Source organism: Streptomyces sp. NPDC048636 (assembly GCF_040650655.1).
Lineage (GTDB): Bacteria > Actinomycetota > Actinomycetes > Streptomycetales > Streptomycetaceae > Streptomyces.
Map to the genome: position 1 here is coordinate 1 of NZ_JBEZHR010000022.1, position 22,871 is coordinate 22,871.

21 protein-coding genes are annotated in these 22,871 nt (G+C 70.4%); 8 read left to right on the forward strand and 13 right to left on the reverse strand.

All coding sequences use genetic code 11. The features are described from left to right. The first annotated feature begins 245 nt into the window (after positions 1–245). Together AB0C66_RS34310 and AB0C66_RS34315 are read left to right on the forward strand one after the other, a co-directional pair. Complete coding sequence (locus tag AB0C66_RS34310) at positions 246–665, forward strand: YciI family protein (protein ID WP_362447907.1); 420 nt, start codon at positions 246–248, stop codon at positions 663–665. Then, positions 662–1,807, forward strand: a complete 1,146-nt coding sequence (locus AB0C66_RS34315) for a DUF6596 domain-containing protein (RefSeq protein ID WP_362448134.1) — start codon at positions 662–664, stop codon at positions 1,805–1,807. Before AB0C66_RS34310 ends, AB0C66_RS34315 begins: the two co-directional genes overlap by 4 nt. 66 nt (positions 1,808–1,873) lie before the next feature. On the opposite strand, the gene AB0C66_RS34320 is transcribed toward AB0C66_RS34315, so the two are convergent. From AB0C66_RS34320 to AB0C66_RS34345, 6 genes are all read right to left on the reverse strand, one after another. After that, positions 1,874–3,625: a hypothetical protein gene (locus AB0C66_RS34320; RefSeq protein ID WP_362447910.1), complete on the reverse strand. Its 1,752-nt coding sequence runs from the start codon at positions 3,623–3,625 to the stop codon at positions 1,874–1,876. Position 3,626: 1 nt separating this feature from the next. Beyond that, a complete protein-coding gene (locus AB0C66_RS34325) occupies positions 3,627–5,042 on the reverse strand; it encodes an ATP-binding protein (RefSeq protein WP_362447913.1) in 1,416 nt (471 codons plus the stop codon). Between the two features lie 64 nt (positions 5,043–5,106). After that, positions 5,107–6,672: an SCO6880 family protein gene (locus AB0C66_RS34330; protein ID WP_362447916.1), complete on the reverse strand. Its 1,566-nt coding sequence runs from the start codon at positions 6,670–6,672 to the stop codon at positions 5,107–5,109. Beyond that, complete coding sequence (locus tag AB0C66_RS34335) at positions 6,669–8,015, reverse strand: hypothetical protein (RefSeq protein ID WP_362447919.1); 1,347 nt, start codon at positions 8,013–8,015, stop codon at positions 6,669–6,671. The genes AB0C66_RS34330 and AB0C66_RS34335 overlap by 4 nt, the downstream gene beginning before the upstream one ends. Continuing rightward, complete coding sequence (locus AB0C66_RS34340) at positions 8,005–8,895, reverse strand: hypothetical protein (protein WP_362447922.1); 891 nt, start codon at positions 8,893–8,895, stop codon at positions 8,005–8,007. The genes AB0C66_RS34335 and AB0C66_RS34340 overlap by 11 nt, the downstream gene beginning before the upstream one ends. Positions 8,896–9,260: 365 nt before the next feature. Next, positions 9,261–9,569 (reverse strand): hypothetical protein, encoded by a 309-nt coding sequence (locus tag AB0C66_RS34345; protein ID WP_009716148.1) that lies wholly within the window; start codon positions 9,567–9,569, stop codon positions 9,261–9,263. A 582-nt stretch (positions 9,570–10,151) separates the two neighbouring features. On the opposite strand from AB0C66_RS34345, the gene AB0C66_RS34350 reads away from it, so the two are divergent. Next, positions 10,152–11,177, forward strand: coding sequence for a bifunctional lytic transglycosylase/C40 family peptidase (locus AB0C66_RS34350; protein WP_362447925.1), 1,026 nt, complete (start codon positions 10,152–10,154; stop codon positions 11,175–11,177). Between the two features lie 249 nt (positions 11,178–11,426). Continuing rightward, the gene (locus AB0C66_RS34355; protein ID WP_362447928.1) at positions 11,427–12,146 is read left to right on the forward strand and encodes a phosphatase PAP2 family protein; all 720 of its coding nucleotides are present in this window, start codon (positions 11,427–11,429) and stop codon (positions 12,144–12,146) included. A gap of 71 nt (positions 12,147–12,217) precedes the next feature. Here the strand turns inward: AB0C66_RS34355 and AB0C66_RS34360 are convergent, their stop codons facing one another. Further along, on the reverse strand, positions 12,218–13,816 hold the full coding sequence (locus AB0C66_RS34360) for an FAD-binding oxidoreductase (protein WP_362447931.1): 1,599 nt from the start codon (positions 13,814–13,816) through the stop codon (positions 12,218–12,220). A gap of 289 nt (positions 13,817–14,105) precedes the next feature. Next, a complete protein-coding gene (locus AB0C66_RS34365; protein ID WP_362447934.1) occupies positions 14,106–14,324 on the reverse strand; it encodes a hypothetical protein in 219 nt (72 codons plus the stop codon). Between the two features lie 91 nt (positions 14,325–14,415). Here AB0C66_RS34365 and AB0C66_RS34370 point away from each other — a divergent pair, with 91 nt between their 5' ends. Together AB0C66_RS34370 and AB0C66_RS34375 are read left to right on the forward strand one after the other, a co-directional pair. Next, the gene (locus AB0C66_RS34370; RefSeq protein ID WP_362447936.1) at positions 14,416–15,327 is read left to right on the forward strand and encodes a hypothetical protein; all 912 of its coding nucleotides are present in this window, start codon (positions 14,416–14,418) and stop codon (positions 15,325–15,327) included. 127 nt (positions 15,328–15,454) lie between these two features. Then, entirely contained in the window at positions 15,455–15,739 is a 285-nt protein-coding gene (locus AB0C66_RS34375) for a hypothetical protein (protein ID WP_362448161.1), read from the forward strand. Between the two features lie 139 nt (positions 15,740–15,878). Here AB0C66_RS34375 and AB0C66_RS34380 read toward each other — a convergent pair whose 3' ends face one another. Beyond that, positions 15,879–16,283: a metal-sensitive transcriptional regulator gene (locus tag AB0C66_RS34380; protein WP_362447939.1), complete on the reverse strand. Its 405-nt coding sequence runs from the start codon at positions 16,281–16,283 to the stop codon at positions 15,879–15,881. 192 nt (positions 16,284–16,475) lie between these two features. On the opposite strand from AB0C66_RS34380, the gene AB0C66_RS34385 reads away from it, so the two are divergent. After that, positions 16,476–17,096: a DUF47 family protein gene (locus AB0C66_RS34385; RefSeq protein ID WP_037954969.1), complete on the forward strand. Its 621-nt coding sequence runs from the start codon at positions 16,476–16,478 to the stop codon at positions 17,094–17,096. Between the two features lie 8 nt (positions 17,097–17,104). Continuing rightward, positions 17,105–18,103, forward strand: coding sequence for an inorganic phosphate transporter (locus AB0C66_RS34390; RefSeq protein ID WP_362447942.1), 999 nt, complete (start codon positions 17,105–17,107; stop codon positions 18,101–18,103). A 208-nt stretch (positions 18,104–18,311) separates the two neighbouring features. Here the strand turns inward: AB0C66_RS34390 and pstB are convergent, their stop codons facing one another. From pstB to pstS, 4 genes are all read right to left on the reverse strand, one after another. Further along, on the reverse strand, positions 18,312–19,088 hold the full coding sequence (gene pstB, locus AB0C66_RS34395; protein WP_362447945.1) for a phosphate ABC transporter ATP-binding protein PstB: 777 nt from the start codon (positions 19,086–19,088) through the stop codon (positions 18,312–18,314). A 26-nt stretch (positions 19,089–19,114) separates the two neighbouring features. After that, positions 19,115–20,194, reverse strand: coding sequence for a phosphate ABC transporter permease PstA (gene pstA / locus AB0C66_RS34400; protein ID WP_362447948.1), 1,080 nt, complete (start codon positions 20,192–20,194; stop codon positions 19,115–19,117). Then, positions 20,191–21,183 (reverse strand): phosphate ABC transporter permease subunit PstC, encoded by a 993-nt coding sequence (gene pstC, locus AB0C66_RS34405; protein ID WP_362447951.1) that lies wholly within the window; start codon positions 21,181–21,183, stop codon positions 20,191–20,193. The genes pstA and pstC overlap by 4 nt, the downstream gene beginning before the upstream one ends. A gap of 112 nt (positions 21,184–21,295) precedes the next feature. Continuing rightward, on the reverse strand, positions 21,296–22,414 hold the full coding sequence (gene pstS / locus AB0C66_RS34410) for a phosphate ABC transporter substrate-binding protein PstS (protein WP_362447954.1): 1,119 nt from the start codon (positions 22,412–22,414) through the stop codon (positions 21,296–21,298). Positions 22,415–22,871: the final 457 nt, after the last annotated feature.

Below are 22,871 nucleotides of genomic sequence, written 5' to 3' on the forward strand. Positions count from 1 at the left end.
AGGGGGGACCCTGTGGGAGAGTAGGACGCCGCCGAACAATTTTTAGCCTCGGTCCCGGACATTCAATGTCCGGGACCGAGGCATTTTTGCGTTCAAGGCAGGACCCGCGGCGCGCGGCAGGACCGCACGTACAGTGACCTACGCGAAGTCTTCTCTGTTCCGATGTCGAGAACCCGTGACTGGCTCCGTCCCCGTAGTGAAGGCGACCAGGACGGGTCGCCCCAGTACTACCGAGGAGAGAAACGATGGCCAAGTACCTGCTGCTCAAGCACTACCGCGGCGCCCCGGCATCGGTGAACGACGCGCCGATGGACCAGTGGACGCCGGAGGAGATCTCGGCCCACGTGCAGTACATGAACGACTTCGCGGCCCGGCTGGAGCAGACCGGCGAGTTCGTCGGCGGCCAGGCACTCGCCCCCGAGGGGACATGGGTGCGGTACGACGGTGAGGGGCGCCCGCCGGTCACCGACGGTCCGTTCGCGGAGACCAAGGACCTCATCGCCGGCTGGATGGTGATCGACGTCGACAGCTACGAGCGCGCCGTCGAGCTGGCCGGAGAGCTGTCGGCCGCCCCCGGGAAGGGCGGCGAGCCGATCCATGAGTGGCTGGAGCTGCGTCCGTTCCTGGGCCCGCACCCCACCATCACCGAGTGCCCTCATCGATGAACGAGGCCCTCATCCGGAGCCTCACGCCGAGCGTGCTCGCCGTCCTCGTCCGCCGCGGAGCCGATTTCGCGGCGGCCGAGGACGCCGTACAGGAGGCGCTGATCGAGGCGGTCCGCGTCTGGCAGGCCGACCCGCCGCGGGATGCGAAGGGCTGGCTGACCACCGTGGCCTGGCGGAAGTTCCTCGACGCCACCCGCTCGGATGTCGCCCGCCGCCGGCGTGAGGACCTGCTCGACGAGGAACCGGCACCCGGGCCCGCGCCCGCGGTGGACGACACCCTCCAGCTCTATTTCCTGTGCGCCCACCCGTCGCTGACGCCGTCCTCCGCGGTCGCGCTCACGCTGCGCGCCGTCGGCGGGCTGACCACCCGGCAGATCGCCCAGGCCTACCTGGTGCCCGAGCCGACCATGGCGCAGCGCATCAGCCGGGCCAAGCGCACCGTCTCCGGTGTGCGGTTCGACCAGCCCGGCGATGTCGCCACCGTGCTGCGCGTCCTCTATCTGGTCTTCAACGAGGGCTACTCCGGTGATGTCGACCTCGCCGCCGAGGCCATCCGGCTCACCCGGCAGCTGGCGGCCGCGATCGACCACCCCGAAGTGGCGGGGCTGCTCGCCCTGATGCTGCTCCACCATGCCCGCCGCGCGACCCGGACCGCGCCCGACGGCGGTCTGGTGCCGCTCGCCGAGCAGGACCGCGGCCGGTGGGACACGGAGTCGATCGCCGAGGGCGTGGAGGTTCTCCAGGCGGCCCTGGCCCGCGACCGGCTGGGCGAGTTCCAGGCCCAGGCCGCCATCGCGGCACTCCACGCCGACGCGCGCACCGCCGAGGAGACGGACTGGGTGCAGATCGTGGAGTGGTACGACGAGCTCGCGCGGCTGACCGACAGCCCGGTCGTCCGGCTCAACCGCGCGGTGGCCATCGGCGAGGCCGACGGAGCGCGCGCCGGGCTGGCGGCGCTCGCGGCGCTGGACGAGGCCGTGCCCCGCCACACCGCGGTGGCCGCGTACCTCCATGAGCGGGACGGCGACGCGGCGACGGCGGCACGGCTGTACGCCGAGGCGGCCCACAAGGCACCCAACCTGGCCGAGCGCGACTATCTGACGCGCCAGGCCGCCCGGCTCAACACGCGCCGGAGTCACTGACGGGCGGCGCCCGGACTCCCCCGCGGCTCCGGTTGCAGCCCACCGCGGGCCTCCGGCGCCGCTCGGTCAGCCCTGCTCCTGGGCCGCCAGGGAGTGGTGCGGCCAGCGTGCCCGTGCCTGCTCCCGCGAGCGCATCAGCGCCAGGGTGGGCAGACCCTGGGCGGCACCCTGGGCCAGCAGATCAGGCAGCGCCGGGAGCGGGGCCACGGCGGCGACATCGTCGAGGACGACGGTGAGTGGTGGGTCGAGCCGACCGGAGGATGACCGTTCGGCCATGCGCCGGCCGTGCTCGACCACGTACGAGGCGAGTGCGGTCAGCAAGGGCATCGCACCCGGATGGGTCCGCGGATCCTCGATGGATTCGCCCATCACATAGAGCGTTCCCCCTTCGCCCACGAATGACTCCAGCGCGAGCGCATCGGCACGCCCCGGATTGCAGGCGTCCCGGATGTGGATCGAGGACAGTGCGCCCAGCGTCCGGGCCGTCAGTTCCTGGGCCAGATCGCGCCGTTCGGGGTGAGCGGTGAGTGTGGCCTCGAGCTCGCCCGCGGCACCGCCCGCCGCCTTGGGGCTGGTCCGCAGGATGCGTACGGGCTCATGGGCGGAGCTGCCCTGTGCCCAGCGGTGCACCTGGCGGAAGGGGCGGCCGTCCACCGCCGCGGCATGCAGCCAGCAGCGGAGCAGTGTCTCCGCGGCCTCCGCCATGGGCCTGTCCATCGCGTGCGCGGGACGTACGGGGGCGAGGAGCGCCGCGGCGCGCGCGGCCGCGATGTCACGGGATCCGCAGTCCGCCGCCGGGTTCCAGCGCAGCCGGGCGGGGGTGTCGAGGAGATGGGACGGATCGAAGACATGGGTGGGGCCGAACGTGGCCCGTGCGTCCTTGGTCGAGGACCAGAGCGCGGCGTTGCTGGTGACCACCAGGACGGGCCCGACGGCCTCCAGGACGGCCGCGGCGGCCGACGTACCGCGCTGTGCGCCGAAGAGCACCCGGGACCGGGTCAGCTCCCCGTCGGGGAGTGCGGCGGTCACGGGGTCGGGGCGGGGCGTCGGCAGCGGGGCGTCGCCGTCGGCGGTGGGAGCGTCCGAGGCGGTGGCGGCGTCCGAAGTGGTGGCGGCTCGCTGCTCGGCGACGGGGGCGGTGGCCATGGGCGCGGGGCCGGTGTTGACGGCGGCGGACGCGGGGACCGCGCCGGGTGGCCGGGGGCTGCCCGGGCCGGGGACCGCCGCGGCGCTCGCGGGCGGGGCCGTCTGCTCCTCGTGCGGGCTGCCGGGGCCCGGGGCCGCGGCGCCGTATCCGGCCGTCTCGTACGCGCCGCCCGTGGTGGGGGCGGGTGGGAGCGGCGCGGCGGTGCCGTGCACCGCGCCCCGTCGCTTCGCCTCGGTGGCCGCCTCCGTCTCCGCCGCGGCCTGGATCGCCTCGGCGCGGCGTCCGGCGCGGACCGCCCGGTAGCGGGTCACCGTGCCGATGGTGAAGACCGTCAGCACGATCAGCACCATCAGCTCGCTGATGAAGATGCCCCAGAAGAGTCCGTACCCGGAGAGCTGCGCCTTCGGGGTGACGGGCCATGCCGCCGCGAGGTTGTGCGGCTCCTCGACCAGGTGACGCAGCGCCAGCGGCGTATGCATGAAGGCCAGTCCGTCCGGCCAGGCGCCGTGGGCGAACAGCCCGGCCAGGCCGGTGGCCGACCACACAAGGCAGGTCAGGCCCAGTAGGAACGCCATGACGCCGATCAGCAGTCCGTCCGGAATGCCGCCCTCCGGGCGGCCCGGAGGTCTCCCGTATTCCGCGGGCCCGCCGCGGTTCAGCCCCGCTCTCATGTCATGCCACCGTGGATCCGTACGACGGTCCGCCGTATGCCTCCGCCTCCGCGGCCTCGACCGCCGCGGCGGCCCGTTCCTCGGCTTCCGCTTCCGCCGCCATCTGGACGGCGAGCCCGTCCTCCGTCATGGCCCGGTCGGTGTACACGAGGGGGCGTTCGGCCTCGGTGATCAGGTGTTTGACGACCTGCACGTTGCCGTTGACGTCCCAGACGGCGATACCGGGCGAGAGCGTCGGAATGATCTCTACCGCCCAGCGGGGCAGCCCCAGCACCCGTCCGGTGGCCCGTGCCTCATCCGCTTTCTGGGCGTAGATGGTCCGGGTGGACGCCATTTTGAGGATCGCCGCGGCTTCCCGTGCCGCGGCGCCGTCGACCACGTCGGAGAGGTGGTGGACCACGGCGACGAAGGACAGCCCGAGCCGTCGGCCGAACTTCAGCAGCCGCTGGAAGAGCTGGGCGACGAAGGGCGAGTTGATGATGTGCCACGCCTCTTCGACCAGGAAGATCCGCTTCTTGCGGTCCGGCCGGATCCAGGTGTGCTCCAGCCAGACGCCCACGATGGCCATCAGGATCGGCATCGCGATCGAGTTGCGGTCGATATGGGAGAGGTCGAAGACGATAAGCGGTGCGTCGAGGTCGATTCCGGCCGTGGTCGGCCCGTCGAACATGCCGCGGAGGTCACCGTCGACCAGCCGGTCCAGTACCAGGGCGACGTCCAGGCCCCAGGCCCGTACGTCGTCTATGTCGACGTTCATCGCCTCGGCGGACTCGGCCTCGGGGTGCCGTAGCTGCTCGACGATATCGGTGAGCACCGGCTGCCGGTCGACGATGGTCTCGTTGACGTAGGCGTGCGCGACCTTGAGGGCGAACCCGGAGCGCTCGTCGAGCCCATGGCCCATCGCCACCTCGATGATGGTGCGGAGCAGGGCGAGCTGACCGGTGGTGGTGATGGACGGGTCCAGGGGGTTGAGCCGGATTCCGCCGTCCAGGGCCGCCATCGGGTCGAGCCGGATGGGCGTTATGCCGAGCTCCTGGGCGATGAGGTTCCATTCGCCCACGCCGTCCTCGCCCTGGGCGTCCAGCACCACGACCTGGCGGTCGCGGAAGCGAAGCTGGCGCAGGACGTAGGTCTTCTCCAGGGCCGACTTCCCGTTTCCGGATTCGCCGAGCACCAGCCAGTGCGGGGCGGGCAGTTGCTGGCCGTAGAGCTGGAAGGGGTCGTAGATATAGCCCTTCCCGGAGTACACCTCGCGACCGATGATCACGCCGGAGTCACCGAGGCCGGGTGCCGCGGTGGGGAGATAGACGGCCTGTGCCTGTCCGGTGGAGGTGCGGACGGGCAGCCGTGTCGACTCCACCTTTCCGAACAGAAAGCTGGTGAACGCTTCGGTGAGAGCGCTCATCGGATCGGCCACGGCGGAGCCCCTATCGTCCCTGTCGTCCCAGTCGTCTCTATCTGCTCTACTGGCTCGGTCGGCTCTATCGGCGGATGCCGGTCGCGAACGGCAGCGTGTTCACAAAAGCCCGGTGGTGCTCACGATCGCACCACTCCAGCTTGAGATAGCTCTTCCCCGCCGAGGCCCGGATGGTCCGCTTGTCACGCGCGAGTGCCTCCGGTGAGCGGGAGGAGACGGTGATGTAGCCGACGAGGTTGACGCCCGCGGCGCCGCTGGCGAGATCCTCACCGCGCTGGTCCAGACGGCCGTGGGCGGCGATGTCCCGGGGGTCGACGGTGCGGTTCATCTTCGCGGCACGGCTCGCTTCGGCCTCGTCGTTGGTCTTCTCGGTGAGCATCCGCTCGATGGCGATCTCGGTGGGCTCCAGGTCCATACAGACCGCGACCGTACGGATGACGTCGGGGGTGTGGACGAGGAGCGGGGCGAGGAAGTTGACCCCGACGGGCGTCATGGGCCACTCCTTCACCCATGCGGTGGCGTGGCACCAGGGGTCGCGGGTGCTGGACTCGCGCGTCTTCGCCTGGAGGTAGGTGGGCTCCATCGCGTCCAGCTCGGCGGGCCAGGCGTTCCGCTTGGTCATGGCCTGGATGTGGTCGATGGGGTGGTCCGGGTCGTACATCGAGTGGATCAGCGAGGCCAGCCGGCCCTGTCCGAGGGGCTGGCGGACGCGGATATCGGCCTCGGCGAGCCGGGCGCAGATGTCGGTCAGCTCGCGGGCCATGACCACGGCCAGGCCCGCGTCCTTGTCGAGGCGGCGGCCACCGGAGCTGTGGCGGGTCGCGCGGGCGATGGCCTGGGCCTCGGCGGCCAGGTCGCGGGTGTAGTGCATACAGGCGACGAGGTACGCCCGGTGCTGCTCGGAGGAGGTCGAGACCATCGACTGGAGCTGGTCGTAGGAGTCCTTGAGCCAGTGGGGCGCCTCGCGGTCGCCGCGGCGCTCGACGTCCTTGGCATGGGCGTCGGGGTCGGCGGGGAGGGTACGGGCCAGCATCTGTAGGCGCGTCACGAAGCCGTCGCCGTTGGCGACATGCTTGAGCAGGGTGCCGAACCGGTCGACGAGGGCCTCCTGGTCCTCGCTGTCGCGCAGCCCGACGCCGGGGCCCTCGATCTCGATGGCGGCGGTGACGGTGCGGCGGTCGGCGTGCAGCAGTACGGCGATCTCGTCGGGGCCGAAGGGGGCGGCCAGCCAGTTGATCCGGCCGATGCCGGGGGGCGGGCCGACCTCGACCTCACGGCCGTCGAGCCGGGTGCCGGCCTCGGCGGCGGGGGAGCGGTAGGCGGTGGTGCCCTTGCGGACGGCGCGCTTATAGGAACGGTTGATCTCGAACCACCGGTAGAAGGTACGGCCGTTGTACGGCACGTACACGGCGGCGAGGGCGAGGGTGGGGAAGCCGACCAGGGCGAAGATGCGCAGGCTGAGCACCGGCACCAGCAGCCCGCACATCATGCCGACGAACGCGCCCCCGATGATCAGGGCGATCTCACCGGTCTCGCGGTTCTTGCCGACGATCGCGTTGGGTCGGGCGCGGCCGATCAGATAGGTGCGTCGGGCCGTATGGACGGGGTGGGCCTGGGCGTCGAACGTCACCGCCGGTCACCTCCCGGGGGGTTGCCGGAGTTTCGGTTCGGGGTGCGGGGGGCGCCGCCGCGGCTGCCGCCGCCGGTGTGGCCGGTACGGCTGGCGGAGGAGGCGCCTCCGCCTCCTCCTCCACGGCCGCCGGGGCTGCCGCTGCCGCTGCCTCCGCCGGAGCGGGTGCTGTGGGCGGCCACGCCGCCGGAGACGGGGTTGGCGGGCTTGGCCGGTGCCGCACCGCCACCTCCTCCGCCGTCGCCGCCGCGGGCGCTGTGGGTGTTGATGCCCTGCTTCACCAGGGCGGCGGGCGAGCTGATGATGGCGGCGGCCTGACGGGATGCCGGGTCGGCGCTGGCGCTGCGGGCCTTGACGATCTCATCGCCGAAGCCGGGCACGAAGCGGTAGATCATCGCGCTGGCGAAGATGGCCAGGATGATGATGGAGAGACCGGAGACGACGGCCGAGAAGGCGTCGGGTTCGTCGCCGGAGGTGGAGAGCGCCCCGGCGAGGGCGAGGACCGTGACGACCACCGGCTTGACGAGTATCACGGCGATCATGATCCCGGCCCAGCGGCGGACGTGGCCCCACATGTTCTTGTCGACCAGGCCGGAGTAGACGGCGGTGCCGAGCAGGGCGCCGACGTAGAGCAGGGCGGCGCGGATGACCAGCTCGAGGCAGAGGACGCCCGCGGCGAGGATCGTCACAAGGGAGACGACGATGAGCATGATGGGGCCGCCACCGATGTCCTCGTCCTTCTTGAGGGCCTCGGCGAACGAGCCGAAGAAGGCGTCGTTGTCCGCGCCCGTGCCGGAGGCGATGGCCTCGGTGACGGCGTCGGTGGCGGTGACGACGGTATAGAGGATGAGCGGGGTGAAGGCGGAGGCCAGGACCGTCAGCCAGAGGAAGCCGATGGCTTCGGAGAGCGCCTCGCCGAGCGGCGCGCCGCGGATGGCGCGCTTGGTGACGGCGAGGAGCCAGAGGATGAGGGTGAGGACGGTCGAGGCGGCGAAGACGACGGCGTACTGGCGGAGGAAGGCCTCGTTGGTGAAGTCGACATTGGCCGTCTCTTTGACCAGCTTGGAGAGCTTGCCGACGAGCCAGGCGGCGGCGTCGGCGCAGCCGCGGGCCAGGGAGGCGGCGGGGTCGAGGGGGTTGGAGGGGTCGGGGGGGCCGTTGGAGCCGCCGCCAGAACCCTTGCCGCAGGGCGCCGGGCCGATGATGTCGTCACAGTGACCGTCGTCCGGGCTGGGAGTGGGATCCGGGGCGGCAGCGGCACGGCTTGCCAGCAGGACAGCGGCCGCCTGTACGGACGCGAGGACGCCGACGAGAGTCAGCGCGCGGCGGGGGCTAGCGGGCATAGGTGAACCCTCCGTACTGCTCGACTGCCTTGGCGATCTCGTCGGCCGTTGAGGCGGTGCGGTCGCTGTTGACCGGGGCGGGCCCGTCCTTCTGGCGGTAGCCCTCGGCCTTCCAGTCGTTGTCCACCCAGCGCAGCTTCAGCGTCAGGGTGAACCAGTCGTTGGTGACCGGGTTCTTCGATCCTTCACCGGCGGTGCCGAACACGCCGGTGCACCAGACCTCGACCGTCGCGGCGGTGGCGGCGAACTTCCTGACCTTGGTACCGATGGGGGCGGTGCGGGAGACGTAGGTCATCCCTTCGGGCGCCTTGCCGTCCGTATCCAGGCCGATCCGCTCGAGCGAGTCGGCCGAGTACGCCTTGTCCAGCTTGGTCTGGAGCGATCCCGCGGCCGCGCTGGTGAAGATCTGGGGCACGAGCTCATGGCGCCGCTCGCGGTTGAACATATCGGCGGACCCCAGCGCCACCGCGTAGTTCGCCGCCGCGCTCTGCGCCCCCTGCTCGGTCTTGGGGAAGCCGGAGGCGATGCCCGTCACGCTGTTCTTGCCCTCGACCGGGCGCTGGCCGGTGGGGGCGGTGGGCTGGCTTTCGGCGCTGGTGCCGTTCGCACCGCCGCCGTCGGAGTCGCTGTCCTTGCCGCCGCCGCGGTTGACGAACGCGATGGCCGCGAGGAGGAGGACGACGACGCCGACCACGGTGATCAGATTGCGGCTGGGCTTGGCCGTGCGGCCGGGGCCGCGGCGGGGTGGCCCGTAGGGGTCGCCGTCGCCCTCGGGCAGGCGGGTGCGTGTCAGGTGGGTGTCGGAGGCCGCGCCGCGGCCGCGGCCCGTGTCATGGCCGTCGTAGTCGCCGCCGTATCCGTCGTCGCCGCCCATGCTCATCGCGCGTACGCCCCTTCAACCGTGCCGTCCCTGCCGCCGACCGGGCCGCTCCAGCCGCCCGTACCGACCGCGTCGACCATGGCCGCTCTTGCGCCACCCGTATACGACGGTAACGGTGCGGACTGACGCTCGGGCGCGGTGGTGTGAGTGGACATCAAGCTGACACGACCTCAGCGGGAAGGGCGGGCATCAGGGAGCAGCCTCGGGTAACGGGAAGGGGGCCGGTAGGGGGGATCGGGGGCGTACGCCGGGTGGGCGGGGCGGCTCCGGGGCTCGAAGAGCAGCGCGCGCTCCGGCGCCTGCGCCGGTTCCACGGGCTCCGCGCTCCCCTGCACGGTACGTCCGTCCGCCACTCCGGGGGGCGGCTAGATGGCCATGCCGTACACGATCGTGAAGAGGGTGCCCAGTGAGCCGATGATGAACACGCCGGTGAGGCCGGCGACGATCAGCCCCTTGCCCTGTTCCGCGCTGAAGGTGTCGCGCAGCGCCGTGGCACCGATCCGCTGCTTGGCCGCACCCCAGATCGCGATGCCGAAGCAGAGCAGGAGCGCGACGGCCATCACGACCTCGATCATCACGCGGGCCTCGCTGCCCAGGCTCCCGAACGGACCCCAATCTGGGGCGATTCCGCCGATGATGGTGTTGATGTCGCCCTTTTCGGCCGCTAGGAACATTTTGAACTCACCGCCCCTTATGGGTAGTTGTATCTGCCTCGCCGTCATGGCGTGGGCCGGTCTCTATCTTCGCTGACGATTCCGCTTCCGCATGTCGACTTGGCGGCATTTCTTGGCGGATCTCGCACATGTTGTGGACCACGGTGGCCCGGCCGGTGGGCGAGGCGCGTCAGAAGAGGGCCCTATGGTTACTCTGTGTATCACGCACCCGGGTGTCGGGCAACGATGAGTGACCGCCATCAGGCCCAGTGACGCGTCACCCGACACGCGGGTCGGGCACGCCGTTCGGTGGCTCAGGGTCACCCGTCCGGAGTCGGCCCCGGAGTTGGTCCCGTGCCGCCCGGAGCCGGCCCGACGGTTCGTCATCCGCCCTCACCCCTCGGTGAAGTCGTCGAATCCCGCCCGGACGTGGTCCGGGCGCCTCGGACGCGCCGGACTCTACGCGTTCCACGGTCCGCCGGGAGGCGGCCTGGGCGGAGCGGCGAGGCACAGGGGGCGCGTACCCGGCTCCGCCGTATGGTTTCGGCTGGGAAGCGGCTGAATTTCGCCGCGCGTACGGAAACGCGTTCGCACCACCGGTGGATGGGGGAGGATGGCCGGGTGCGCAAGGTCTGGCTGGGCGTCAGTGTCGGTCTCGGGGTCACGTCCTCGTTCGTCGGCCTGCTGGTCGTCGGCACCTATATGGTCGCCGCGGATCTGACCGGCGGCGGCAGCGGCAGGGCCGTCGGGCTGGCCAGAGGCGCCGTGCCGGCCGCGTACGAGTCGCTGGTCCAGAAGTGGGGCAATTCCTGTCCCGCCATCAACCCCGCGCTGCTGGCCGCGCAGCTCTACCAGGAGAGCGGCTGGAACGCGAAGGCGCAGAGCCCGGCCAACGCCAGGGGGATAGCGCAGTTCATCCCCTCCACCTGGGCCGCGCACGGGGTGGACGGCGACAAGGACGGCGACCGGGACATCTGGGATCCGAACGACGCGATCGCGTCGGCGGCCGCCTACGACTGCTCCCTCGCCAAGTATGTGAAGGATGTCCCGGGCGATGCCACGCGCAACATGCTGGCCTCGTACAACGCCGGTGCCTACGCCGTGATCAAGCACGGTGGAGTGCCGCCGTACCGCGAGACGCAGAACTACGTGAAGACGATCACCACCCTCGCCAAGAGCTTCGAGGCGCCCGTCCAGCGGGTGCAGCCCTCACAGCAGTCGGCCGGGGCGATCTACTTCGCGCAGAAGCAGCTCGGCAAGCCGTATCTGTGGGGCGGTAACGGGACGCCCGATCAGGACGGCCGGTTCGACTGCTCGGGGCTCACCAAGGCGGCGTACAAATCGGTCGGAATCGAACTCCCGCGCGTCGCCAACGACCAGTGGAACGCCGGGCCCCACCCCAAGCGGAACGAGCTGATCCCCGGGGACCTGGTCTTCTTCGCCTACGACCTCGACGACCCGAGGTCGATCCACCACGTGGGGATGTACGTGGGCGGCGGGTACATGATCAACGCTCCTTACACGGGCGCGGTGATCAGGTTCGACAAGATCGACTCCCCGGACTACATCGGCGCGACGCGGGTGACACAAGATGGCGCAAAAGCGTTGCCGCGGGCGAACTCCGCGTAAAGATTCCCCCTGAGCTGGGACGATGGGTCACCCTTCGATAACGTCCCGGTGATCGTTGGGTTGAGAACGGAACGCCCGGCGGAAAGAGGGCGTTCCCTTGGGAGTGGACGATTCCACCGACGGGATCAGTGTGGTCCGACGTGAACGGGTGCCGGTTCTCCGGCACCGGTCACGGCGGCCACCGGCCGTCATCACCACGGGGGCCGTCAGCGGCTGTAGCAACAGGCAAGAGATAAGGGGCCACGGCACATGGCTGGACTCGCGCTGGACGGGTCGAACCCCGATGTCAGCCTGCTCTACGACATCAACGGACTCGCCAAGGACGCCCCCCACTGGTTCGACCGTGTGATGGAGTTCGTCGGCGAGTCCGGGATCGTCATCGCACTGGTCCTGGTGGCTCTCGGGGCCTGGTGGAGTGTGCGCAAGCGCTCCCAGGAGGCGCCGTCCGCCGTCGCGGGGCTGATATGGGCGCCGCTGGCGGCCGGGCTCGCGCTGGTGGCCAACATCCCCATCCGCGGCTTCGTCCAGCGGCCCCGCCCCTTCAGGGACCACCAGGGGCTCGACGTCCTGGTCGCGGGCAAGACCGACTACTCCTTCGTCAGTGATCACGCGACGCTGACCATGGCCATCGCCGTCGGCGTCTTCATGGCCCACCGTGCCTTCGGGGTCGGTGCCATAGCGCTGGCCCTCCTCGAAGGCTTCTGCCGGGTCTACATGGGCGTGCACTACCCCACGGACGTGATCGGCGGGTTCGCCCTGGGCACGGCGGTCACCTTGCTGCTGGCGCCGCTGGCGATGATGCTGCTCACCCCGCTGACGACCGCCATCGCGGGCTCGCGCGCGAGCTGGCTGGTACGGGACGGCCGCGCCGATCGCGCTGTCGGGACCGCGCCGGGGGAGGGGCTGCCGGAGCTGCCCGAGCACCATGCGCCCGGCGGCGAGCGCGGCAGCAAGGACCTCGCGGCCTAGCCCCCGTTCCCCCGTTCACATAAGGGAAGGCCCGGCGGATGGACCGCCGGGCCTTCGGTCATGCGCGGGGGTTACAGCGCCTGCGGGAAGTCGAAGAGCCGGTCCGGGTCGTAACGCTTCTTCAGCTGGGCCAGCCGGTCCGCGGCGGGTCCGTAGTACGCCTTCCGCCAGTCCTTCAGGGACGCGTCGGTGTAGTTCTGGTACGCCGCCCCCGAGGCGTGGCGCCGCATCGCCGCGTGCGCGCCGACCAGCCAGGAGTTCTGCGCGTCGCCCGAGCCGCTCGCCGCCCAGGAGCCGGTGTACTGCGCGAGGAACCGCGAGCGGCGGTGGACGAACGAGGTGCTCTGGGCCGATACCCGGTTCACGGCGCCGCCGAGCGCGGTGAGCGCGATGCTGACCGAGCCGCCGCCGCTGGTGCGCCGTCCGAACCGCTCGACCTGGTCGAGCATGGCGCGGACGCCCGCCGTGCTCAGTGAGTGGTCGTAGAAGTCCGAGCGCGCCGCGTAGGTCTCACGCTTGAGCACCCCGGAGGCGCTCTGGCCGGGCTGGCCGCCGAGCAGATGGCAGTTGGTGGTCGAGGTGTCGCCGCAGCCCGCGTACATCCGCATCGCGTCGACGTAGCCGCGGCGGCGGAGGGACACCCGGGTGGCCGGGCCGGGGCCGCCAGGTCCGTCGGCCAGCCGGTCCACGGCGTTCTGGAGGGCGCCGTAGGTGCCCAGCGAGAAGCAGCTGACGGAGACGGTGGGGGTGTGGCCGGGGACGGCGGACAGATGCAGGGCGGACCAGATCTCGTCCGGCTGGTCCGGGCCCCACTTCTGCCAGGCGCTCAGTACCTTCGCCGCCTTCGACCATGGCCATGACATATAGGCGGTGACGCCGTCGTGGGTCTTGTGGGTACGGAAGCGGAGTTCGGTGACCACGCCGAAGTTGCCGTTGCCGGCCCCGCGCAGGGCCCAGAACAGCTCGGCCTCGTGGTCCTTGGAGACGTCCAGCGTCTTGCCGTCCGCGGTGACGATCTTCGCGCCGGTGAGGTTGTCCGACGTCAGCCCGTACGCCCGGGAGACCACTCCATGGCCGCCGCCCAGCGTCAGACCGGAGATGCCGACCGTGGGGCAGGAGCCACCGGGCACGGTGACTCCGCGCGCGCCCAGCGTGGTGTAGACGTCGATGAGCTTGGCGCCGCCGCCGATCCGGGCCTCGCCCGTGGTGCTGCGGATCGTGCGCAGCGCGGAGACGTCGATGATCAGCCGGCCGTCGCCGCTGGACCATCCGGCATAGCTGTGGCCGCCGTTGCGGATGGCCACCGGGGTGCCGTGGCGCCGGGCGAAGGCCAGACAGGCGGCGATGTCCGCGGTGTTCTCTATATAGGCGACACCGGCCGGACGCAGATGGTCGAACCGGGTGTTGTAGAGCCGCCGGGCCGAGGCGAAGTCGGAGTCGTCGGGGCGTAGCAGATCACCCTTGAGATCCCTGCCGAGCGCCTTCCAGTCCGCGGCCCGCGCCTTTCCGGCGAGGGAGCCGGGGCGGCCGGAGGTGGCGGCCGAGCGGGCGTCCGTGCCCGAGGCGGAGCGGGAGGAGGCGGCCCGGCCCGAATCGTTGCTGCACGCGGTGGCCCAGCCGGCCGTCGCCGCGAGTCCGGTGCCCGCTGCCAGCAGTGTCCGCCGGTTCATGGCGGTGTCCCCTCCCTGTCGACCTGTGTCCCAACGGTCGACCGGGCGGCGCTCGCGCGGGCCCGGTCTCTGGGTCAGAGGGCCGGCCGGGCGTGGCGGTTCCGTTTGTCCGGACGGGAGTTCGGCGATTCGGCCATCGACCGGCACTCAATCGGCCATCGGGGAGGCGCCGGTGGTACGGCGGACAGGGGAGCTCGGTGACGGCGCCGTCATGGGGCGCGGGGTACGGGGTACGGGGCGCGGGGGAGCACCGCCGTCACGGGGTACGGGGCGCGGGGGAGCGCCGCCGTCAGCGTGAGCCGGGTGCGGAGTGACGGGTCGTCGAATGCGCGGCCGCGTCGTCGCGCGCCAGTCCGCGGGCCCGACGGGCCGGTCCCGACCAGCCACAGGTGCAGCGGGCGAGGCAGAACGAACCCCGCTCCACCATGGACGTGAGGGGGTGGTCGGCGGCCGTGCCGCCCGGGCCGCCGTCGTCCGCGCCGGGTCCCGTGTCACCTGAGTCGAGCACATAACCACGCTACCGGGCCGTGACGGGCCGCCCGACCGGATCGTTAAACGAACAAGTACCAAGACGAGCGTGGCCAGGGGGTCGACGGTCGATGGAGTTCCAGCAGCGCGGACTCGGCGTACGGAGACGGGTGAGCGCGGTCGCCGGGGTCGTGGCGGGCGGTCTGCTGGCTGCGCTCCTGGCCGCGATCAGCGGCTGTTCCTCCGAGACGGCGGCCGATGAGCGCCCCGGCGGTGCCGCCCCGGACGCGGCCGCGGTCGCGGCGCTGCACCGGGCGGCTGACGTCCTGGTCCGCGAAGGCAGTTCACGGGTCCGTACGACCATGGAGACGGCCACGGGCGGCACCCGCGTGTCCATCCGGGGAGCCGGGGCGTATGACTTCGAGAAGCGGCTGGGGCGGCTGAAGCTGCTGCTGCCGCGGGACGCGATGGGGGCCGCCGAGCATGCGCCGATCACCGAACTGCTCGCCTCCGGTGCGCTTTTCATGCGCAACCGCGGGGCGGGTATCCCGCCCGACAAATGGGTCCGGGTGGATACCACCGACATTCCGGACGGCAATCTGGTCACCGGAGGGGCGACGGACCCGCTGGTCGCCGCCGAACTGCTGCGCGGGGTGCGGGAGGCGAGCCTGGTGGGCGAGGAGGGGCTGGATGGATTCCTGCTGCGCCACTACCGCGGCACCACCGACATCGGCCGCGCCGCGCGGGTGGCGTCGCCCGGGACGCGCGGCGCGCTGACGGCCGCGGCCAGGGGGTTCGACGAGGGCGTGGTCCCCTTCGACGCGTATCTCGACGGACATGGGCGGCTGCGTGAGGTGCGTCACCGGTTCACCGTGGGCACCCATGCCAGCGGGCGGGACGCGGCCGGGGCGCAGGGCGCCACCGCCCGCGCGGTGGGGGTGTCCTCCACCACCGAGCTGTACGACTTCGGGGCCCCGGCCCGGGTCGAGCTGCCCAAGCCCGCGGATATCTACACAGGGAAGGTCGGATCACCTCAGAAGTAGTCGGAGGGGCCCGCTCTGCCCTTCGAAATGGCCCGTCCGTGCCATGCGCGGAGTGTGTACCGATCCCTACGCTGGGAAGCCGCTGCTCGAAAGTGCTCGCAGGTGCTCGCAGGAGGAGGTGAAACACGTGGTTGCGCGTCGCGGCTCGTCGGGCCCGGACCCCGTGGCCCTCGTCGAGATCGATCTCTACGGTGATTTGATGATCGCTGCGTCGAGCGCGGACGAGGACAGGCTCAGTACGGATCGCATCGACGAGGTCCTCCGTGTGCGGGCCGACCGATCAAATTCGGCCGAGCGCGCCAAGCCGGGCCGTGCCGAACCGGATCGCGCCACGCCGGGCCGTGCCCGGGGTGCGGGCCGGGATCCCGATGCGGAGCAGGATCCGGAAGCCGAGGCCCCGGACGCCGGGTGAGAGATGTCACCGCCTCGTCGGCGGGCGCCGAGCGTTCCGCCCGGCGAGGCCGCGGTGCGGCCCGCACAGGACCCGCGGACCGGGCCCCCGGCGGAGCGCCCGCTCGGCCCGCTCGGCCCGCTCGGCGCGGTCGGCCTCGTCAGGTCCGCAGCAGGCGGGCGATGGCCGCTGTGGCCTCCGCCACCTTCGCGTCGACCTCGCTCCCGCCCTCGGGCTCGCCCTGGGCGGCGCTCTCCACGGCCGCGCTGGCGACACAGTGGCGCAGATGCTCCTCCAGCAACTGGAGGGCGAAGGACTGGAGCGCCTTGGTGCCGGCCGAGACCTGGGTGAGTATGTCGATGCAGTAGACGTCCTCTTCGACCATTCGCTGCAACCCTCTGACCTGGCCTTCGATCCGGCGCAGCCGTTTGAGGTGCTGGTCCTTCTGCTTGGCGTACCCATGGCCGCCGTGGCTCTCGGGAGCCGGTACCGACGCCTGGCCGGACGCCTCGCCCCCGGCGCCGCCCTCGAGGGGTGCGCCCGCGTCGGCTGCCGTGGTCGTCATGGCGTCCTCCCGTTGTTCATGCTATGTCCGCATATACCCCCACTGGGTATATGGTACCGGGTTTTCCGGCCTGTCCAGGCCCCTGTGAAGAGCACTCTTCCTGATGGGCGACACTGGGAGCGCCGGTTACCGTGGCCGGAAGATGCGCCTAGCATCGTCGAGTCCCCATCCGCTGCATCCCGAGGATCCCCAGTGCGCTTTCGTCTGACCCCCAGGGAGACGAGCTTCTACGACATGTTTGCCGCCTCCGCGGACAACATCGTCACCGGCTCCAAGCTCCTGATGGAATTGCTCGGGGCGGACTCCTCCGCTCGCGCCGAGATCGCCGAGCGGATGAGGGCCGCGGAGCACGCGGGAGACGACGCCACCCACGCGATCTTCCATCAGCTGAACTCCTCCTTCATCACGCCGTTCGACCGCGAGGACATCTACTCCCTGGCCTCTTCCCTCGACGACATCATGGACTTCATGGAGGAGGCCGTCGACCTGGTCGTCCTCTACCAGGTCGAGGAGCTGCCCAAGGGCGTGGAGCAGCAGATCGAGGTGCTGGCCCGCGCGGCCGAGCTGACCGCCGAGGCGATGCCGAACCTGCGCACCATGACGAACCTCACCGAGTACTGGATCGAGGTCAACCGGCTGGAGAACCAGGCGGACCAGATCCACCGCAAGCTGCTGGCCCACCTCTTCAACGGCAAGTACGACGCCATGGAGGTGCTCAAGCTCAAGCAGATCGTGGATGTGCTGGAGGAGGCGGCCGACGCCTTCGAGCATGTGGCCAATACGGTCGAGACCATTGCCGTCAAGGAGTCCTGAGCCCCGGCATGGAGACCTTCGCGCTTGTCGTGACCGTCGCGGTCGCGCTCTTCTTCACCTATACCAACGGCTTCCACGACTCCGCGAACGCCATCGCGACCTCGGTCTCCACCCGGGCGCTGACCCCGCGGGCGGCCCTGGCGATGGCCGCCGTGATGAACCTCGCCGGTGCCTTCCTGGGCAGCGGGGTCGCCAAGACCGTCAGTGAGGGGCTGATCGCCACTCCGACCGGCAAACAAGGCATGATGATCTTGTTTGCCGCTCTGGTGGGCGCGATCACCTGGAACATGGTGACCTGGTACTTCGGGTTGCCGTCCTCGTCCTCGCACGCGCTGTTCGGCGGTCTGGTGGGCGCGGCGCTCGCCGGTGCCAGCACGGTCCACTGGACCGGTGTGCTGGAGAAGGTCGTCATCCCGATGGTGATCTCGCCCATCGTCGGCCTGGTGCTGGGCTACTTCGTGATGGTCGCCATCCTCTGGATGTTCCGGAACTCCAATCCGCACAAGGCAAAGCGCGGATTCCGGATAGCGCAGACCGTCTCGGCGGCCGGTATGGCGCTGGGCCACGGTCTCCAGGACGCCCAGAAGACGATGGGTGTAGTGGTGATGGCCCTGGTCATCGCCGGTGTCGAGGACCAGGGTGACCCGATCCCGGTGTGGGTGAAGATCGCCTGTGCCGCGATGCTCTCGCTGGGCACCTACGCGGGCGGCTGGCGCATCATGCGCACCCTGGGCCGCCGGATCATCGAGCTGGACCCGCCGCAGGGGTTCGCGGCCGAGACCACCGCCGCGTCCGTCATGTACAGCGCGTCGTTCATGTTCCAGGCGCCGATCTCCACCACCCATGTCATCACCTCGGCGATCATGGGCGTGGGCGCCACCAAGCGGGTCAGCGCGGTGCGCTGGGGCGTCGCGAAGAACATCATCCTCGGCTGGTTCATCACCATGCCCGCGGCCGCCGGTGTGGCGGCCGGCAGCTACTGGATCGTGAACCTGGCCTTCGGCTGACGGCCACCTTCCCCCCGCGGCCCGCGGCGGCGTCACCCACGCCCCGCGGGTTTCGCCATGTGGAGGGTCGGTAGGGCCCGCCGTACCCGCGCCCGCAGACAGGAGGCCCGCCCCCGGGAGCCAGGGGCGGGCCCTTCGTCATGCGGTGGCACCGCCATGCAGCACCGCAGGACGCCTGTTCCTCGCTGGGATCGCGAGGGGCCGTGGGTCAGCCGAAGCGGCCCGAGATGTAGTCCTCGGTCGCCTGCACCGACGGGTTGGAGAAGATCCGCTCGGTCTCGTCGATCTCGATGAGCTTGCCGGGCTGGCCGACACCCGACAGGTTGAAGAAGGCCGTACGGTCCGAGACGCGCGCCGCCTGCTGCATGTTGTGCGTCACGATGACGATCGTGAAGCGCTCCTTGAGCTCACCGATGAGGTCCTCGATGGCGAGGGTGGAGATCGGGTCCAGCGCGGAGCAGGGCTCGTCCATCAGCAGCACATCGGGCGCGACCGCGATGGCGCGGGCGATGCACAGCCGCTGCTGCTGGCCGCCGGAGAGCCCGGCCCCCGGCTTGTTCAGCCGGTCCTTGACCTCGTTCCAGAGGTTGGCGCCCTTCAGGGACCGCTCGACGACGTTCTCCAGCTCGCTCTTCTTGTACGAGCCGTTGAGCTTCAGCCCGGCCGCGACGTTCTCGAAGATGGACATCGTCGGGAACGGGTTCGGGCGCTGGAAGACCATGCCGACCGTGCGCCGCACGGAGACCGGGTCGACACCGGAGCCGTAGAGGTTCTCGTCGTCGAGCATCACCTTGCCCTCGACCCGGCCGCCGAGGGTGACCTCGTGCATCCGGTTCAGGGTGCGCAGGAAGGTGGACTTGCCACAGCCGGACGGGCCGATGAAGGCGGTCACCGAGCGGGGCTCGACGGTCATCGAGATGTCCTCGATGGCCTTGTGGCTTCCGTAGTAGGCGGTCAGGCCGCTGACGTCGATGCGCTTGGCCATGTGAATCACTTCTCTTCTTCGTGGCCTCAGCGGCCGGACTTCGGGGCCTTCCAGCGGGCTATGCCGCGGGCGACCAGGTTCAGGATCATGACGAAGGCGATGAGCACGAGTGCCGCGGCCCAGGCCCGGTTGAAGGACGCGTCATTGCCGAGCTGCCACTGCTCGTAGATGTAGTAGGGCAGCGAGGACTGGGCGCCTTCGAACGGGTTGCTGTTGATCCCGGCGGCGCCGAAGACCAGCAGCACGATGGGGGCGGACTCACCCGCGATACGGGCGACCGCGAGCATCACACCCGTGGTGATCCCGCCGACGGCGGTGGGCAGCACCACCTTGAGGATGGTGCGCCACTTGGGCACGCCGAGCGCGAGCGAAGCCTCACGCAGCTCGTTCGGGACGAGCTTGAGCATCTCCTCGGTCGAGCGGACGACCACCGGCATCATCAGGATGGCCAGGGCCATCGCACCGGCGAAGCCGGAGTAGCTGAAGCCCAGGATGATGATCCAGAAGCTGAGGATGAACAGACCGGCCACGATCGAGGGGATGCCGGTCATGACGTCGACGAAGAACGTCACGGCCTTCGCCAGCCGCCCGCGGCCGTACTCCACCAGGTAGATGGCGGTCAGCAGACCGATCGGGGCGGCGATGAGGGTGGCGATGCCGACCTGCTCCAGGGTGCCGATGATCGCGTGGTACGCGCCACCGCCGGGCAGGATCGTCTGCACACCCTCCATGGAGTGGTTCAGGAAGTAGCCGTCGAGCACGGTGCGGCCGCGGTCGACCGTCTCCCAGATCAGCGAGACCAGCGGGACGACGGCGAGGACGAAGCAGACCCAGACCAGGCTGGTGGCCAGCCGGTCCTTGGCCTGGCGGCCGCCTTCGACCACGGCGGCGAGGAGGTAGCTGCCCAGGATGAACAGCACTGCCGCGATCAGGCCCCACTGGAGGGTGTTGCCGAGTCCGGCGGCGGTGCCGATGCCCGCGCCCGCCGCGGCCGAGGCCACGACCATGACCGGCGGCACCCAGCGGGGCAGCCGGGCCTGGTGGAGGGACGAGGTGCCCGCCGGGGCGCCGCCCGTCTCGTTCTTGGTGATCGTCGCGTTGCTCATGCCGCGGCCCCCGAGTACTCCTTGCGCCGGGCGATGATCATCCGCGCGGCACCGTTCACCAGCAGGGTGATGACGAACAGCACCAGACCGGAGGCGATCAGCGCGTCACGGCCGTTGTCGTTCGCTTCCTTGAAGTGGCTGGCGATGTTCTGGGCGAAGGTGCCGCCGCCCGGATCCAGCAGGCTGGCGTTGATCAGGTAGCTGGGGGACAGCACGGTGGCGACCGCCATGGTCTCGCCCAGCGCCCGGCCGAGGCCCAGCATGGAGGCGCTGATGATGCCGGAGCGGCCGAAGGGGAGGACGGCCATCCGGACGACTTCCCAGCGGGTGGCGCCGAGCGCCAGCGCGGCTTCCTCATGCGTCTTCGGGACCTGCCGGAACACCTCGCGGCTCACGCTGGTGACAATCGGCAGGATCATGATCGCCAGCAGGATGCCGACGGTGAACAGGGAGCGCGCGGCGCCGCCCTGGTAGCTGAGGATCCCGGTCCAGCCCAGGTACGTGTCCAGCCAGGTGAACAGCCCGGTCAGATGCGGGACCAGGAAGAGCGCGCCCCACAGGCCGTAGACGATGCTGGGGACGGCGGCGAGCAGATCGATGACGTACGCCACCGGGGCGGCCAGCCGGCGCGGCGCGTAGTGCGAGATGAACAGCGCGATGCCGACGGCGACCGGGACCGCGATGACCATCGCGATGATCGAGCTGATGACCGTGCCGTAGGCGAGGACGGCGATGCCGAACCGCATCGGCTCGGTGCCGGTGTTCCACTCGAAGGTGGTGAGGAAGTTCGCGTCGTCCTTGGAGATCGCGATGGCGGCGCGGTACGAGAGGAAGCCCGCGATGGCCGCCATGATCGCCAGCAGGACGATCCCGGAGCCCCGGGAGAGCCCGAGGAAGATCTTGTCACCGGCGCGGCCCGTGGAACGCTTCTTGACCTGGGGCGGTGGTGACCCGGCGGGCGTGTGTGTGGGTTCTATGTCCGTTTTCATGGGTTCTCCGGTCTGCGGAGCCGATGGGGAACGGCTCCTGCGTGCGGCGGTGCACCGGACGATGCGACCGGCCCCGCCGCGCGTTCACGCGAGGGAGCCGGCCGCATTCGGGTCAGGAGAGGCTCTTGACGGTCTCGCGGACCTTCGTGGCGATCTCGGTCGGGAGCGGGGCGTAGCCGAGCTCCTTGAGGGAGGTCTGGCCGTCCTCGCTGGCGACGTAGTTCAGGAAGGACTTGGTGGCGGCGAGGGTGCCCGCCTTGTTGCCCTTGTCGCAGGCGATCTCGTAGGTGACCAGGGTGATCGGGTAGGCCGAGTCCGCCTTGGTGTCGTACGCCAGGTCCAGGGCCAGGTCCTTGCCGGTGCCCTTGACCTTGGCCTCGGAGATGGCCTTGGACGCGTTGTCGACGGTGGCCGGGACCGGGGCGGAGGCGCCGGTGTCGAGGTCCACGGTCTTGATGCTGTTGGCGGTCGCGTAGGACAGCTCGAAGTAGGAGATCGCGCCGGAGACCTGCTTCACCTGGGAGGAGACACCGGAGGAGCCGTCGGCCGACTGGCCGCCCTTGCCCTCCCACGCCTTGCCCGGCTCGTGCGGCCACGCCGACGGGGCGGCGGCCTTGAGGTACTTGGTGAAGTTGTCGGTGGTGCCCGACTCGTCGGAGCGGTGGAACGCCTGGATCTTCAGGCTCGGAAGCTTGGCGTCCGGGTTGAGCTTCTTGATCGCCTTGTCGTCCCACTTGGTGATCTTCGAGTCGAAGATCTTGGCGAGGGTTTCGGCGTCGAGCACCAGCTTGTCCACACCGGGGACGTTGAAGCCGACCGCGATCGGGCCGCCGACCATCGGCAGGTCGATGCCCTGGCCGCCCTTGCAGACGCTCTTCGAGCTCTTGATCTCCTCGGGCTTCAGGGCCGAGTCGGAACCGGCGAACGCGGTCTTGCCCTGGAGGAACTCCTGGATGCCCGCACCGGAGCCGGTGGCCTTGTAGTTGATCTTGGTGTCCTTGCAGGCGGCGCCGTAGTTCTTGACCCACAGGTCCATGGCGTTCTTCTGCGCCGAGGAGCCGGAGGCCAGCAGCTGGCCCTTGCCGTCGCACTTGATGTTGCCGGCCTTGGTGCCGCCACCGCTGGAGGAGTTGTCGTCCGAGCCGCAGGCGCTGAGGACCAGCGCGCTGGAGACGACGAGGGCACCGGCGGCGACGGCGCGAAGCCGGTTCTTGCGCTGAAGCTGCTTCACTTTCGGAGGTTCCTTCCAGTTGCCGCCGGTGGGGACGGCGCGCGAGTCGGATGAGGCGCACTGCTGAGCGGCTCTTGTGGGTCGGACCGGTTTTCAGTCCCGGCTCGCTCCCAGTAGGGCCGAAATTAGGCAGAACAGGTGAAGCGACCTCAGGGGGTGAGTTAACGGATGGTGAACCTCGGCCGTCAGTGTGGTGGCCAGGTCACGGCCAGGTCACGGCCTGGGGGTGACCGCGGCAGCCGCCGTCCCGGAGGCTCCGTCCGCCGTACGCGCCCCGCGTGCACCGCCCCGGGCCTGGGCGCATCGCCCCCGCGCGGCCACCGGGCGGGGGAGCGCCGCCCGCCGCACCACCCTGACGCCCCCGCTCCATCACCGCCCAACGCCCGTGCGGCGTACGGGTGACAGCCGTGTGACTTCCCTACTGAACGACCGTGACGTCCCGGATCCGGGCGCGGCG

Excerpts from the sequence above, each read along its gene's own strand:
- AB0C66_RS34310 (WP_362447907.1), top strand. The coding sequence starts at position 246 with ATGGCCAAGTACCTGCTGCTCAAGCACTACCGCGGCGCCCCGGCATCG.
- AB0C66_RS34315 (WP_362448134.1), top strand. The coding sequence starts at position 662 with ATGAACGAGGCCCTCATCCGGAGCCTCACGCCGAGCGTGCTCGCCGTC.
- AB0C66_RS34320 (WP_362447910.1), bottom strand. The coding sequence starts at position 3,625 with ATGAGAGCGGGGCTGAACCGCGGCGGGCCCGCGGAATACGGGAGACCT.
- AB0C66_RS34335 (WP_362447919.1), bottom strand. The coding sequence starts at position 8,015 with ATGCCCGCTAGCCCCCGCCGCGCGCTGACTCTCGTCGGCGTCCTCGCG.
- AB0C66_RS34340 (WP_362447922.1), bottom strand. The coding sequence starts at position 8,895 with ATGAGCATGGGCGGCGACGACGGATACGGCGGCGACTACGACGGCCAT.
- AB0C66_RS34345 (WP_009716148.1), bottom strand. The coding sequence starts at position 9,569 with ATGTTCCTAGCGGCCGAAAAGGGCGACATCAACACCATCATCGGCGGA.
- AB0C66_RS34350 (WP_362447925.1), top strand. The coding sequence starts at position 10,152 with ATGGGGGAGGATGGCCGGGTGCGCAAGGTCTGGCTGGGCGTCAGTGTC.
- AB0C66_RS34355 (WP_362447928.1), top strand. The coding sequence starts at position 11,427 with ATGGCTGGACTCGCGCTGGACGGGTCGAACCCCGATGTCAGCCTGCTC.
- AB0C66_RS34360 (WP_362447931.1), bottom strand. The coding sequence starts at position 13,816 with ATGAACCGGCGGACACTGCTGGCAGCGGGCACCGGACTCGCGGCGACG.
- AB0C66_RS34370 (WP_362447936.1), top strand. The coding sequence starts at position 14,416 with ATGGAGTTCCAGCAGCGCGGACTCGGCGTACGGAGACGGGTGAGCGCG.
- AB0C66_RS34380 (WP_362447939.1), bottom strand. The coding sequence starts at position 16,283 with ATGACGACCACGGCAGCCGACGCGGGCGCACCCCTCGAGGGCGGCGCC.
- AB0C66_RS34390 (WP_362447942.1), top strand. The coding sequence starts at position 17,105 with ATGGAGACCTTCGCGCTTGTCGTGACCGTCGCGGTCGCGCTCTTCTTC.
- pstB (WP_362447945.1), bottom strand. The coding sequence starts at position 19,088 with ATGGCCAAGCGCATCGACGTCAGCGGCCTGACCGCCTACTACGGAAGC.
- pstA (WP_362447948.1), bottom strand. The coding sequence starts at position 20,194 with ATGAGCAACGCGACGATCACCAAGAACGAGACGGGCGGCGCCCCGGCG.
- pstC (WP_362447951.1), bottom strand. The coding sequence starts at position 21,183 with ATGAAAACGGACATAGAACCCACACACACGCCCGCCGGGTCACCACCG.